The sequence below is a fragment of the Pseudomonas sp. MM211 genome (assembly GCF_020386635.1).
Lineage (GTDB): Bacteria > Pseudomonadota > Gammaproteobacteria > Pseudomonadales > Pseudomonadaceae > Aquipseudomonas.
On the sequence record NZ_CP081942.1, the window covers coordinates 4,361,015 to 4,373,926 of the forward strand.

Annotated in this window: 12 protein-coding genes; 4 read left to right on the forward strand and 8 right to left on the reverse strand. The window is 61.3% G+C overall.

Going from position 1 to position 12,912, the window contains the following annotated elements:
• The first annotated feature begins 219 nt into the window (after positions 1-219).
• Positions 220-1,602: an oxygen-independent coproporphyrinogen III oxidase gene (gene hemN / locus K5Q02_RS20080; protein WP_225833547.1), complete on the forward strand. Its 1,383-nt coding sequence runs from the start codon at positions 220-222 to the stop codon at positions 1,600-1,602.
• A gap of 23 nt (positions 1,603-1,625) precedes the next feature.
• Here the strand turns inward: hemN and K5Q02_RS20085 are convergent, their stop codons facing one another.
• Positions 1,626-2,111: a hypothetical protein gene (locus K5Q02_RS20085; protein WP_225833549.1), complete on the reverse strand. Its 486-nt coding sequence runs from the start codon at positions 2,109-2,111 to the stop codon at positions 1,626-1,628.
• 144 nt (positions 2,112-2,255) lie between these two features.
• Between K5Q02_RS20085 and fnr the strand changes: the two genes are divergently transcribed.
• Together fnr and K5Q02_RS20095 are read left to right on the forward strand one after the other, a co-directional pair.
• Positions 2,256-2,990, forward strand: a complete 735-nt coding sequence (gene fnr, locus K5Q02_RS20090) for a fumarate/nitrate reduction transcriptional regulator Fnr (RefSeq protein ID WP_225833551.1) — start codon at positions 2,256-2,258, stop codon at positions 2,988-2,990.
• A gap of 39 nt (positions 2,991-3,029) precedes the next feature.
• Positions 3,030-3,578 carry an adenine phosphoribosyltransferase gene (locus K5Q02_RS20095; protein WP_225833553.1) on the forward strand — a complete coding sequence of 183 codons (549 nt, stop codon included), beginning with the start codon at positions 3,030-3,032 and terminating at the stop codon, positions 3,576-3,578.
• A 70-nt stretch (positions 3,579-3,648) separates the two neighbouring features.
• On the opposite strand, the gene sppA is transcribed toward K5Q02_RS20095, so the two are convergent.
• Genes sppA through rluC form a run of 3 tightly spaced genes read right to left on the reverse strand, consistent with a single transcriptional unit; the run spans position 3,649 to position 6,257 of the window.
• Positions 3,649-4,626, reverse strand: a complete 978-nt coding sequence (sppA, locus tag K5Q02_RS20100; RefSeq protein WP_225833555.1) for a signal peptide peptidase SppA — start codon at positions 4,624-4,626, stop codon at positions 3,649-3,651.
• Entirely contained in the window at positions 4,616-5,311 is a 696-nt protein-coding gene (locus tag K5Q02_RS20105; RefSeq protein ID WP_225833557.1) for an HAD-IA family hydrolase, read from the reverse strand. The genes sppA and K5Q02_RS20105 overlap by 11 nt, the downstream gene beginning before the upstream one ends.
• Positions 5,304-6,257, reverse strand: coding sequence for a 23S rRNA pseudouridine(955/2504/2580) synthase RluC (gene rluC / locus K5Q02_RS20110; protein WP_225833559.1), 954 nt, complete (start codon positions 6,255-6,257; stop codon positions 5,304-5,306). Before rluC ends, K5Q02_RS20105 begins: the two co-directional genes overlap by 8 nt.
• A gap of 717 nt (positions 6,258-6,974) precedes the next feature.
• Between rluC and rne the strand changes: the two genes are divergently transcribed.
• On the forward strand, positions 6,975-10,187 hold the full coding sequence (gene rne, locus K5Q02_RS20115; protein WP_225833561.1) for a ribonuclease E: 3,213 nt from the start codon (positions 6,975-6,977) through the stop codon (positions 10,185-10,187).
• A gap of 257 nt (positions 10,188-10,444) precedes the next feature.
• Here the strand turns inward: rne and murB are convergent, their stop codons facing one another.
• From murB to K5Q02_RS20135, 4 genes are read right to left on the reverse strand one after another with little or no spacing between them, the layout of a single operon-like run.
• Positions 10,445-11,464, reverse strand: coding sequence for a UDP-N-acetylmuramate dehydrogenase (gene murB / locus K5Q02_RS20120; protein WP_225833563.1), 1,020 nt, complete (start codon positions 11,462-11,464; stop codon positions 10,445-10,447).
• Positions 11,461-11,925 carry a low molecular weight protein-tyrosine-phosphatase gene (locus K5Q02_RS20125; RefSeq protein WP_225833565.1) on the reverse strand — a complete coding sequence of 155 codons (465 nt, stop codon included), beginning with the start codon at positions 11,923-11,925 and terminating at the stop codon, positions 11,461-11,463. The genes murB and K5Q02_RS20125 overlap by 4 nt, the downstream gene beginning before the upstream one ends.
• Positions 11,925-12,689, reverse strand: coding sequence for a 3-deoxy-manno-octulosonate cytidylyltransferase (gene kdsB / locus K5Q02_RS20130; RefSeq protein ID WP_225833567.1), 765 nt, complete (start codon positions 12,687-12,689; stop codon positions 11,925-11,927). The genes K5Q02_RS20125 and kdsB overlap by 1 nt, the downstream gene beginning before the upstream one ends.
• 1 nt (position 12,690) lies before the next feature.
• Positions 12,691-12,876, reverse strand: coding sequence for a Trm112 family protein (locus tag K5Q02_RS20135; RefSeq protein WP_225833569.1), 186 nt, complete (start codon positions 12,874-12,876; stop codon positions 12,691-12,693).
• Positions 12,877-12,912: the final 36 nt, after the last annotated feature.

The following is a 12,912-nucleotide window of genomic DNA, read 5'->3' on the forward strand; positions in this document are numbered from 1 at the left end:
GGCAACAGCCAGTAGCCTGGGTTGAGCGCAGCGATACCCAGGGCACCGTTCTCCCGGGCTCAGCTGAGCTCAACCCAGGCTACTTGAAGCCATCTCGTTGCCTGGCCAAGAGACAGGCGCAACGGTAGCGCTCTGCCGCGCCCCCATGACTCAGATCAAAAAGCCCCGCCCAGGCGCGCCCTAGACTGCCGAGCACTCAACGCTGAAGCGGAACTCGCCATGCTCGACGCCATCCAGTGGGATTCCGACCTGATCCGCCGATACGATCAAGCCGGCCCGCGCTACACCTCGTACCCGACCGCCGTGCAATTTCATGACGGCATGGGCTCATTCGATCTGCTCCACGCCCTGCGCGAAAGCCGTCGAGCCCTGCGCCCGCTGTCGCTGTATCTGCACCTGCCGTTCTGCGCCAACATCTGCTACTACTGCGCCTGCAACAAGGTCATCACCAAGGATCGCGGCCGCACCCAGCCTTATCTGCAGGCGCTGGAACTGGAGATGACACTGATCGGCCGCCATCTCGACAAGCGCCAGCACATCGAACAACTGCACCTCGGCGGCGGCACCCCGACCTTCCTCAGCCATGCCGAACTGCGCCGGCTGATGACGCAATTGCGCGAGCACTTCACCCTGCTTGACGACGACTCCGGCGATTACAGCATCGAGATCGATCCTCGCGAAGCGGACTGGTCGACCATGGGCCTGTTGCGCGAACTGGGCTTCAATCGCGTCAGCCTCGGCGTGCAGGATCTCGACCCCAACGTGCAGCGCGCGATCAATCGTCTGCAGAGTCTGGAAGAAACCCGCGCCATCATCGAGGCCGCGCGCACCCTGCAGTTTCGCTCGGTGAACATCGACCTCATCTATGGCCTGCCGCAACAAACCCCGGAGAATTTCGCCCATACCGTGCAACAGGTGATCGCCCTGCAACCCGATCGCCTGTCGCTGTTCAACTACGCCCACCTGCCGGAACGCTTCATGCCGCAGCGGCGCATCGACAGCAACCAGTTGCCCAGTGCGGCGAACAAGCTGGCCATGCTGCAAGGCAGCATCGAACAACTGGCGAGTGCCGGTTATCGCTACATCGGCATGGATCACTTCGCCCTGCCCGACGACGAACTGGCCAGCGCTCAGGAAGACGGCAGCCTGCAACGTAATTTCCAGGGCTACACCACGCATGGTCATTGCGACCTGATCGGCCTCGGCGTCTCCTCGATAAGCCAGATCGGCGATTTGTACTGCCAGAACAGCGCCGACCTGGCGGTTTATCAACGCAGTTTGAATAACCAGCAACTGGCGACCCAACGCGGCCTGCTATGCAATGACGACGACCGCTTGCGACGCGCCGTGATCCAGCAGTTGATCTGCCACTTCCAGCTGGACTTCACGGAAATAGAACGGCGCTTCGCGGTGAACTTCCACAGCTACTTCGCCGACGCCTGGCCGGCCTTGCAGCAGATGGGTCGCGACGGTTTGATCGAACTGAGAGCCGGCAGCATCGAAGTGCTGCCGGCAGGGCGGCTGATGGTGCGCTCGCTGTGCATGCTGTTCGACCGCTATCTAGGCGAGCAGAACCTGCAACGCTTCTCGCGGGTGATCTGAACCGCGCCGCGCAGATGCCTGGCTCACCCGTTCAACAGCGAACCGACAGTGGCGCTCTGTTCGGTGGTGAGTTTCTGATCCCTCATCACCCTGGCCAGCTCGGCAGTGGCGGTGGTTAGCGCACCACTGATCGAACCGACTTCGGTCTGCAGGGCCTGGGCACTCGCCTGCCTGGTTTCGTCGTCCATATCGCTCTGGGCCATGATCGCCTGCAACTCGGCCATCTTCTGGGCAAGCTGCGCCTTCAGCTCACGGATCATCTTGAGCAACTGCTTGACGTTGTCGGGCAGGCCGCTCTCGTCGATATCGCTGTTCTTGTCGCTGGACTTCGATTTCATCAAGCCTTCGGCCGACAGAGTGACCTTTACGCCCGGCTCAGCACTGGCTCCGGCAGTTGGCGCCGCAGTCGAAGCGTCCTCGGTCGTTTCGGCAGGCGCCGCTGTGGCAGTTGCAGCCGAACTGGTCGGCACGAAACTGCGCTCGACCGAAACGGGATTATCCACACGCATTGCAACGCTCCTGGCCGCCAACTCACTGATTCAGGGTTATCGGCATGGGGGAGCGACACTTGAGCGCGCCTCATTGTGTGGCCGCGCACCCCTGTGGTGCGGTACCCTTACGACTTCTGTGTCTATACCTCAGGGATAAGGGCGATGTCCGAAAGCATCAAGCTGCGTACAACTCATCAGGCACACTGCAAGGATTGCAGCCTATCCAGCCTCTGCCTGCCCCTCTCGCTGGATCTCGAGGACATGGATGCGCTCGACGACATCGTCAAGCGCGGCCGCCCCATGAAAAAAGGTGAATTCCTGTTCCGCCAGGGCGACACTTTCAATTCGGTTTTTGCGGTACGTTCTGGCGCACTGAAAACCTTCAGCATCAGCGATGCAGGCGAAGAGCAGATCACCGGCTTCCACCTGCCCAGCGAACTGGTCGGCCTGTCCGGCATGGATACCGAGGCATACCCGGTATCTGCCCAGGCACTGGAAACCACCTCGGTCTGCGAGATTCCTTTCGAGCGCCTCGATGAACTGTCGGTGAGCCTGCCGCAGTTGCGCCGCCAACTGATGCGCATCATGAGCCGCGAGATTCGCGACGATCAGCAGATGATGCTGCTGCTCTCGAAGAAAACCGCCGACGAGCGCATCGCCACCTTCCTGGTCAACCTGTCCGCGCGCTTCCGGGCCCGCGGCTTCTCTGCCAACCAGTTCCGCCTGGCAATGTCGCGCAACGAAATCGGCAATCACCTGGGCCTGGCGGTGGAAACCGTGTCACGGGTGTTCACCCGTTTCCAGCAGAGCAAACTGCTCGAGGCTGAAGGCAAGGAAGTGCATATTCTCGACCCAATCGAGCTGTGCGCCCTGGCGGGTGGTAACCTTAATGGCTGATAGGGCCGAAGGCCCAATTGACCGTTACAAGGATTACCGATGATTTTCGACGAATTCAGTATCAAGACCCTCATCCGCCCGGTTAACGACTTTCCGAAACAGGGCGTGGTGTTTCGCGACATCACGCCGCTGTTCCAATCGCCGCGTGCCCTGCGCATGGTGATCGACAGCCTGATCCAGCGTTATGTCGAGGCTGACTTCAGCCACGTTGGCGCCATGGATGCCCGCGGTTTTCTGATCGGTTCGATCATCGCCTATGAGCTGAACAAGCCGCTGGTGCTGTTCCGCAAGCAGGGCAAACTGCCGGCCGACGTTCTCAGCCAGGGCTACCAGACCGAGTACGGCGAGGCCTTTCTGGAAGTGCACGCCGACAGCCTGTGTGAAGGCGACAATATATTGATCGTCGACGACCTGATCGCCACTGGCGGCACCCTGCTCGCCGCCGTGCAACTGGTAAAACGCATGGGTGCCAGCCTGCATGAAGCCGCTGCGATCATCGACCTGCCGGAACTCGGCGGCTCGCGCAAACTGCAGGACATGGGCATCCCCACATTTACGCTGACAGCCTTCGCACTCGACGAGCGTTGATACCTGCGAGGTGATCGCCCAATAAAAAGCCCCGGCACTTGGCCGGGGCTTTTTATTGCGTCTCAGGCAATCAGCGCAGTGACGGGCCCTGGAAGCCCATCCACATCGCCAACTGTTCCGCCACGCTAGCACCCAGTTTCTTGGTGAAGCGATCCAGCGGGCTTTCCTGCACGGTGAAATCCACCAGTTCTTCCTGGCCAATCACGTCACGCGCCACATAGCTGGTATTGCCCAGGGCGTCGATCAGACCCAGACCCAACGCTTGCTCGCCAGACCAGATAAGACCGGAAAACAGCTCGGGATGCTCGGCATCCTTGAGGCGGTCGCCGCGGCCCTTCTTCACGCTGTCGATGAACTGCTTGTGCGTGGTTTCCAGCACGGTCTTCCAGAAGGCAGCCTCTTCAGGCTTCTGTGGCTGGAACGGATCGAGAAACGCCTTGTGCTCACCCGAGGTATAAACACGGCGGTCAACGCCCAGCTTGTCCATCAGGCCGGTGAAGCCGAAGCTGGCGGCAGTGACACCGATGGAACCTACCAAGCTGGCCTTGTCTGCGTAGATCTGATCAGCGGCACTGGCGATGTAATACGCACCCGAAGCACCCAGATCGGAAATCACCGCGTACACCTTGGTGTCCGGGTTCTCGCCACGCAGGCGGCGGATTTCGTCATAGATGTAACCCGATTGCACCGGGCTGCCGCCGGGGCTGTTGATACGCAGGATCACACCTTTGGTGTTGGGATCTTTGAACGCCGCGCGCAGGCTGCCGACGATATTGTCGGCGCTGGCCGCTTCCTTGTCGGCGATCATGCCGCGCACTTCGATCACGGCGGTATGCGGCGTGCTGCTGGCCCCCTTCTGCAGGTTGAGCAGCGGCGAGAACAGCGCCAGTGCGCCGAACAGGTAAATGAAGGTCAGCAGTTTGAAGAAAATCCCCCAGCGGCGTGACCGACGCTGCTCATGCACGCTGGCCAGCAGCGTCTTCTCGAGGAGCTTCCAGCTCTTTGGGTCGCTCTCGGAGACCACCGGCGTCTTTCTGTCACCCCACATGCTCAATCTCCTCGGTTAGGGGCTCGGCTACCGTCTGGTTCAGCCAGGCACTCAATTCCATGAAATGGTTGATCGACAACTTCGGCCCATAGGCGCTCAACGCCGTCAGCGTCTGCGCTCCGTAACCGACCGCCACTGAATCCATTGCCGCGCGTTGCGCCATCAACAGATCGAACGAGGCATCACCGACCATCAGCGCCTGGCTGGCAGGAACCCCACAATGCTCGAGGATCTCGTGGAGCATTTTGGGATCGGGCTTGCTTGCCGTTTCATCGGCGCACCGCGTGATATCGAAATAGTCCTGCCAACCCAACGCATCGAGAATCCGTTGCAGGCCGCGGCGGCTCTTGCCGGTGGCAACAGCCAACTGATAGCCCTGCTCAAGAAAGCTCGCCAGGCTCTGCTCGACGCCAGGGAAAAACGCCGATGGTATCCGATCTATGGCTAGGTAACAGTCGCTGTACGAAGCATGGAAGCGTTCGACGTGCTCGGCTGTGGTGAGTTCCGGATAAAGCGTCCTGATCGCCTCCGGCATCGCCAGACCAATAATGCCCTTGACCGCCTCGTCGCTGCGCCGCGGCATGCCGCGCTGGTCGGCAGCCTGGTGCATGGCCATGACAATGCGGCCAATGGAGTCGACCAGCGTGCCGTCCCAGTCGAAAATCAGCAGTTTGTAGTCACGCACTGAGTCGCTCCACGGTACGCGCCCAGATCTCGTCAACCGGCGCTTCGAGCTTCAGCACGCCCCCCTCGGGCAACGGAATGTTCAGCTCATAGGCATGCAGGAACAGGCGCTTGCCGCCCAACTCGCGGATCTCGCGGCTGAAGTCGTCATCACCGTATTTGCTGTCGCCGGCGATGCAGTGCCCGCCGTACTGAGCATGCACGCGAATCTGATGAGTACGTCCCGTCACCGGCTTGGCTTCAACCAGGGTGGCGAACTCGCCGAAACGGCGCAGCACACGGAAGATCGTCAGCGCTTCTTTGCCTTCCGGGTTGACCTCGACCATGCGCTCACCGGAACGCAGATTGCTCTTGAGCAGCGGCGCGTTGATCTGCTTTTTGGCAGTCGCCCAGTGGCCACGCACTAACGCCATGTAGCGTTTATCGACGCCGTCACCACGCAGTTGCTCGTGCAGGTGACGAAGCATGCTGCGCTTCTTGGCGATCATCAGCAGCCCGGAGGTATCGCGGTCGAGGCGGTGTACCAGCTCCAGATCCTTGGTATCCGGACGCAACTGGCGAAACGCCTCAATCACCCCGTAATTGAGGCCACTGCCACCGTGCACGGCGATGCCGGCCGGCTTGTTCAGCACGATCAGCGCCTTGTCTTCATAGACGATGGCCGCTTCCAGGCGCTGCAGCAGCCCCTGGGCCAGCGGCTCGGGCTCGTCGCGCTCGGCAAGGCGCAGCGGCGGAACACGCACGATGTCGCCAGGCTGCAGCTTGTATTCGGGTTTGATCCGCCCTTTGTTAACCCGCACCTCACCCTTGCGCAGGATGCGGTAGATCAAGGTCTTGGGCACGCCCTTGAGCTGAGTACGTAGGAAGTTGTCGATGCGCTGACCCGCGAGTTCAGGCGCGACCTCAATCAGCTGAACGCCGGAGGTTGGAGTAGTGGGTGTCGTCATGGTCGCGATCATACAATTTTTATGCATTTGAAGCACTTAATCATTGCTGCTATAGTCGCGAATGCCGCCAAAAGCGGCCTGATTCGCGGAAGTTGCCAAATCGCCATCGTGAATCAAGCAACCCTTTCAGGACGTAAGGCCGTCCGACGGGATTCTCAGAGAGCAATAGGCCACCAAGGCTGCTCGAGAAACTCGGAAATAAGGCCTGACACACAGATGCGCAACCTGCCCATATGGACGGTTGCGATAATGCCAACCCGCTGCGGTTATTTCGCTAGCGGCACCCGATTTTCAGCGATACGTGTAGGGTGGAGATGCACAACGGTCGGCCTGCGTAGCAAACAGCTTTATCCAAGACGCTTTATCTCGTCCGCTACCGACCCTTGATTCCTCCTCCTGACTGAGAACGTGTTTACGGTCTCGCGAGCTAGAGCCATGCATGGCAAAAAAGGCTAGAAAGCGACGTTTACTGGTGTAAATGAACCTTCCAAGCCTGTTTTAACGCAGCATGGCCGATGCGCAGCAGATCGTTAGCAGGTTCTGAGTGCTTTCTGTCAAAACAGCAAGCAGGAGACGTCCGTCGCGGCCCAGTACAACTGGCTGCTGCCGCTCGACAATGAAACGATTTACGCCCGTTTCTGACGCGCCTGACACCGACCCTGAGCGTCGTGTGTGCCTAATGCGGCTTCCAGCAGCACCGGAAACCATTGGTACCACATGAAAAGAATGCTGATTAACGCAACTCAACCCGAAGAGTTGCGTGTAGCGCTGGTAGATGGCCAGCGTCTGTACGACCTGGACATCGAGTCCGGCGCACGCGTACAGAAGAAATCCAACATCTATAAAGGCCGTATTACCCGCGTAGAGCCCAGCCTCGAAGCCGCCTTCGTAGACTTCGGCTCTGACCGCCACGGTTTTCTCCCGCTTAAAGAAATCTCCCGCGAATACTTCAGCAAGGCCCCCGAAGGCCGCGTCAACATCAAGGACGTGCTCAAGGAAGGCCAGGAAGTCATCGTTCAGGTCGAGAAAGAAGAGCGTGGCAACAAGGGCGCAGCCCTGACCACCTTCATCAGCCTCGCCGGCCGCTACCTGGTACTGATGCCGAACAACCCACGTGCTGGCGGTATCAGCCGCCGCATCGAAGGTGAAGAGCGCAACGAACTGCGTGAAGCCCTCAACGGCCTCGACATCCCCAACGACATGGGCCTGATCGTACGCACCGCCGGCCTGGGTCGCTCCAGCGAAGAAATGCAGTGGGATCTCGATTACCTGCTGCAACTGTGGAGCGCCATCAAGGAAGCGTCCCTGGATCGCCCTGCCCCGTTCCTGATCTATCAGGAAAGCAACGTCATCATCCGCGCCATCCGCGACTACCTGCGCCAGGACATCGGCGAAGTACTGGTCGACAGCGTCGAAGCGCAGGAAGAAGCCCTGACCTTCATCCGCCAGGTGATGCCGCAGTACGCCAGCAAGATCAAGCTGTACGAAGACAGCGTGCCGCTGTTCAACCGCTTCCAGATCGAAAGCCAGATCGAAACCGCTTTCCAGCGTGAAGTGAAGCTGCCGTCCGGTGGTTCGATCTACATCGATCCGACCGAAGCGCTGGTGTCCATCGACATCAACTCGGCGCGCGCCACCAAAGGCAGCGACATCGAAGAAACCGCACTGCAGACCAACCTGGAAGCCGCTGAAGAGATCGCCCGTCAGTTGCGCCTGCGCGACATCGGCGGCCTGATCGTCATCGACTTCATCGACATGACGCCGGCCAAGAACCAGCGCGCCGTCGAAGAAAAAGTTCGTGAAGCTTTGGAAGCTGACCGCGCCCGTATTCAAGTCGGCCGCATCTCGCGCTTCGGCCTGCTGGAAATGTCCCGTCAGCGTCTGCGCCCATCGCTGGGCGAAAGCAGCGGCATCGTCTGCCCACGCTGCAACGGTCAAGGCATCATCCGTGACGTCGAATCCTTGTCTCTGGCGATCCTGCGCCTGATCGAAGAAGAAGCCCTGAAAGACCGTACCGCCGAGGTTCGCGCTCAGGTGCCAATCCCGGTTGCGGCCTTCCTGCTCAACGAGAAGCGCAACTCGATCACCAAGATCGAACTGCGTACCCGTGCGCGCATCGTCATCCTGCCGAACGATCACCTGGAAACCCCGCACTTCGAAGTGCAGCGTATCCGTGACGACAGCCCGGAAGCCCAAAGCACCCAGACCAGCTACGAAATGGCCACGGTCGAAGTCGAGGAAGAAAAGCCGGCAGCCGCCACCCGCACTCTGGTTCGCCAGGAAGCTGCACTCAAAGCCGCTCCTCCGCGCAGCGCACCTGCTCCAGAGGTTGCAGCAGCCGCGCCTGCCGCTCCCGCTGCAGCCGCCCCGCAAACGGGCCTGTTCAAAGGTCTGGTGAAATCCCTGGTGGGCCTGTTCGCCGGCGCTGAAGAGCAGAAGCCGACAGTGATTGAGAAGAAGCCAGGCGAGCGTCAGCCGCGTGGCGACGAGCGTCGTAACGGTCGCCAGCAGAACCGCAACCGTGGCAACCGCCGCGACGAAGAGCGCAAGCCGCGTGAAGAACGGGCCCCACGTGAAGATCGCGCAGCGCGCGAGGAACGTGCGCCTCGTGAAGAGCGTGCACCGCGTGAAGAGCGTCAGCCTCGCGCCCCGCGTGAAGATCGCCAGCCGCGTGAGAACGTGGAAGTTCGCGAGCCTCAGGAAGTGCGTCAATCCCGTCCGCCGCGCGAACCGCGTGAAGGTCAGGAAAACCGTCGCGAGCGTCGTCCGCGCGAAGAGCGTCAGCCGCGTGAACTGCGTGCCCCACTGGATGCCGAGCCGCAGAACGAAACCGCAGCCGTAGCCGGTGAAGAAACTCGCGCCGAACGCCCGCAACGCGAGCCGCGTCAGCCACGTCAACCTCGCGAGGAGCGTCAACCACGCGCCGAGCAGGCTCAGGCAGACGCTGCTGAAGACGAAGTGCTGAACAACGACGAGCAGCAAGACGACGATCAGGACGGTAACGAAGGCGGTGACCGCCCACGTCGCCGCTCCCGTGGCCAGCGTCGCCGCAGCAATCGTCGTGAGCGTCAGCGTGATGCCGATGGCAACCCGATCGAAGGCAGTGACGACAACTCGGAAGAGCCGGTAGATGGTGCCAGCATCGCTGCCGCCGCCACCGTGGCCGCGGTTATCGCTGAAACCGAGCAGCCAGCTGCACAACAGCCGGTCGCTCAGGAAGCAGCTACCCCTGCCCCTGCCGAAACCGCAGCACCTGTAACCGCACAGGATGTACAGCCAGCGGTCGAGACCGAGCAGCCCGTACAAGCTGCTGCCGTTGTGGCCGAAGACGCTCCAGCTCCAGTCGAAGTACCGGCAGAAACAGTTGCCGAGCGCGCCGATGCGGTGATCGAGCCCCTGCCTGAAATCGAACGCCCACGTGCTTCGGCACCGAAGTTCGAAGCAGTACAGCAGGAAGCTCCGATCGCGGCCGAACCGGCCAGCGAAGCGGTCATCGTCGAAGCACCTGTTGCCGAGACGCCAGTGTTCGAAGCACCGGCCATCGAAGCGCCAGTCGCCGAGACCACTTTCACTGCCACACCTGAGGCCGCTCCGGCAGTCGAGGAAGCTGCAGTTGAAGCGCCTGTGGTCGAAGAGCAGGCCGCACCGGTTGCAAGCAATGGCCGCGCGCCGAACGACCCGCGTGAAGTGCGTCGCCGCAAGCGTGAAGAAGAGCGCCTGGCTCGCGAAGCTGAAGAGGCCGCCAAGGCCGCTCCAGCCGTAGTGGTCGTTGAAACCGAAGCCGCTGCTCCGGCAGCAGAGAGCGAAGCCGTCGTCGACACTCAACTGGCCAACGAGCCGGTCGAGCCAGTCGAGCAAACCGACGTCATCGTCACTCCGGTCGACGAGAGCGCTCAGCACGATCAGGACGCGCCCAAGCCGCAAGCCTGATAGGTAACGCGTAACAAAAAAAGGGATGCTACGGCATCCCTTTTTATTGCCTGCGATTCTTGGAGACCACGCAAGCGATTGCACTCGGCAATTCTTGTATGCACTACCAATTGCCCTGGGTATCGCTGCGCTCAACCCAGGCTACGAAAGCATGCACCAGGTAGCCCGCGGTTGAGCACAGCGATACCTGGGAACGGCAAGAGATAGGGAGAGATGGGCCTGTGAGCCCCGCCAACCCGGCGAGGCTACGCAGAGGATCAGAGCACGTTCGGCTCGATTTCCAGGCTCACGCCAAAACGCTCGGCGATATCCGCCTGAATGCGCTGCGCCAGCGCGAGCAGTTGCTGCCCACTGGCTTGACCGTAGTTGACCAGCACCAGCGCCTGCAGACGATGCACGCCGGCATCGCCATCGCGAAAGCCCTTCCAGCCAGCCTTCTCGATCAGCCAGCCAGCTGCCAACTTCACCTGGCCGTCGGCCTGGGGATAGGCCACCAGATCCACGTGGCTTTGCTGCAGACGCTGCGCCAGCTCCGCCGGTACCAGTGGATTCTTGAAGAAACTACCGGCGTTGCCGAGCACCGCTGGATCCGGCAGCTTTTCGCTGCGAATGGCGCAGATGGCCTGGCTGACATCGTTGGCGCTCGGCACCTCGATGCCCTGCTCTGCCAGGCGCTGGCGCACCGGGCCGTAATCGAGATGCAGGGCAGCATTGCGGCTCAGGGCGAAACGCACACGCAGGATGATCCAGCGTCCGCTTTCACGCTTGAACAGGCTGTCACGATAAGCGAAAGCGCAATCCTGCAGATCAAACTCGAAGATCGCGCCGTTTTGCCGATCCAGCGCCGTCAGGCCGAGAAAACAATCCTTCAACTCGACGCCATAAGCACCGATGTTCTGCACCGGCGAGGCGCCGACCGTACCCGGAATCAGGCTGAGATTTTCCAGCCCGACGAAGCCCTGCTGCAGCGTCCATTGCACGAACGGGTGCCAGGGCTCGCCCGCTTCGGCCTCGATCTCCACGCGCTCGCCATCATCGGCCAATACATGGATACCGCGGCTGGCCATGCGCAGCACCAGTGCCTCGACGTCGGCGGTCAGCAGCAGGTTGCTACCGCCGCCCAGCACCAGCAGCGGCATCTGCCGCTCACGGGCAGCGTCGAGCGCCTGGCGCACCTGCTGATCATCGTCCGCCTCGGCAAAGTAGCGTGCGGCCACATCCACACCAAAGGTGTTGTAGGCCTTGAGCGACGCACCAGACCGTACCTGTAGGCTCATAAGCGCCCCTTGAGTTCGATCAACAACGCATCGCTGGCCTGCTCAAGCAGATCCAGCACCTGCTCGAAGCCTTGGGTACCGCCGTAATAAGGGTCGGGCACCTCATCCACGGCTAGCTCATAGCGACGTAGATACAGATCCAGCTCGCCCTTTGCCTGAGCCGGGCGCATCCGTTGCAGATCGCGCAGATTAGCGGTGTCCATGGCTAGCACCAGATCGAAGCGCGAGAAGTCGTCAGCAGAGACCTGGCGACCACGCAGACTGGACAAGTCATAGCCTCGCCGGCTGGCAGCCTCCTGGGTGCGCGGATCCGGGGCCTTGCCCACGTGCCAGTCGCCGGTTCCGGCGGAATCCACCTCGATACGCTCAGCCAGCCCCGCCTGCTGCAGACGCTGACGCAGCACCGCCTCGGCAGTAGGAGAACGACAGATATTGCCCAGGCAAACGAACAGAACGCGCATCAGGCGCCCAGTAACCGGCGCACGCGGTCGAGGTCTTCCTGGGTGTCGACGCCGGCCGGTGGTGCCTCCAGCGCATCGGCGACATGGATACGCACGCCGTGCCACAGCGCCCGCAGCTGCTCCAGACACTCAGTGTTTTCCAGCCAGCACGGGCCCCAGGCGACGAAGTCCTGCAGGAAACCGGCGCGGTAGGCGTAGATGCCGATATGCCGACGATAGGGAACATTGGCCGGCAAGCTATCGCGATCGGCAGCAAAGGCATCACGCGCCCACGGCAGCGGCGCGCGGCTGAAGGTCAGCGCCAGGCCATTGAGATCGCTGGCGACCTTGACCACATTGGGGTTGAACAGCGCGGCGACATCGTCGATGGGCTCGGCCAGAGTGGCGATGGCGGCCTGGGGGTTGGTGGCCAGATTAGCGGCTACCTGGTCGATGATCGCAGGCGGCACCAATGGCTCGTCACCCTGCACGTTGACCACGATGGCATCGGCAGCCAGCCCCAGCGCTGTCGCCACTTCGGCCAGACGGTCGGTGCCGGAGTTGTGATCGACACGGGTCAGTAGCACCTGGGCACCGAAACCCTGGCAGGCCTCGACGATGCGCGCATCATCGGTGGCTACCACGACCTGGGTTGCGCTGCTTTTGCAGGCCTGCTCCCAGACATGCTGGATCATCGGTTTGCCGGCGATATCCTGCAGCGGCTTGCCTGGCAGGCGTGTGGACGCGTAACGCGCCGGGATCACCACGGTAAAAGCGTTGCTCATCTTACTTGTCCAGGCGTTCGTCATCGGTGAGGGTGCGGGCTTCGCTTTCCAGCATCACCGGAATGCCATCGCGCACCGGATAGGCCAGGCCGGCACCTTTACTGATCAGTTCGGTCTTGTCCTGGCTGAGCTTGAGCGGGCCCTTGGTAATCGGGCAGGCCAGGATATCGAGCAGTTTCGGGTCCATGGGAAATCCTTGAGAACAAGAGGAGTGAGCGCGTGA

Bases quoted from the DNA above. Each gene is read 5' to 3' on its own strand.
- hemN (WP_225833547.1), top strand. From the start codon at position 220: ATGCTCGACGCCATCCAGTGGGATTCCGACCTGATCCGCCGATACGAT.
- K5Q02_RS20085 (WP_225833549.1), bottom strand. From the start codon at position 2,111: ATGCGTGTGGATAATCCCGTTTCGGTCGAGCGCAGTTTCGTGCCGACC.
- fnr (WP_225833551.1), top strand. From the start codon at position 2,256: ATGTCCGAAAGCATCAAGCTGCGTACAACTCATCAGGCACACTGCAAG.
- K5Q02_RS20095 (WP_225833553.1), top strand. From the start codon at position 3,030: ATGATTTTCGACGAATTCAGTATCAAGACCCTCATCCGCCCGGTTAAC.
- sppA (WP_225833555.1), bottom strand. From the start codon at position 4,626: ATGTGGGGTGACAGAAAGACGCCGGTGGTCTCCGAGAGCGACCCAAAG.
- rluC (WP_225833559.1), bottom strand. From the start codon at position 6,257: ATGACGACACCCACTACTCCAACCTCCGGCGTTCAGCTGATTGAGGTC.
- rne (WP_225833561.1), top strand. From the start codon at position 6,975: ATGAAAAGAATGCTGATTAACGCAACTCAACCCGAAGAGTTGCGTGTA.
- murB (WP_225833563.1), bottom strand. From the start codon at position 11,464: ATGAGCCTACAGGTACGGTCTGGTGCGTCGCTCAAGGCCTACAACACC.
- K5Q02_RS20125 (WP_225833565.1), bottom strand. From the start codon at position 11,925: ATGCGCGTTCTGTTCGTTTGCCTGGGCAATATCTGTCGTTCTCCTACT.
- kdsB (WP_225833567.1), bottom strand. From the start codon at position 12,689: ATGAGCAACGCTTTTACCGTGGTGATCCCGGCGCGTTACGCGTCCACA.
- K5Q02_RS20135 (WP_225833569.1), bottom strand. From the start codon at position 12,876: ATGGACCCGAAACTGCTCGATATCCTGGCCTGCCCGATTACCAAGGGC.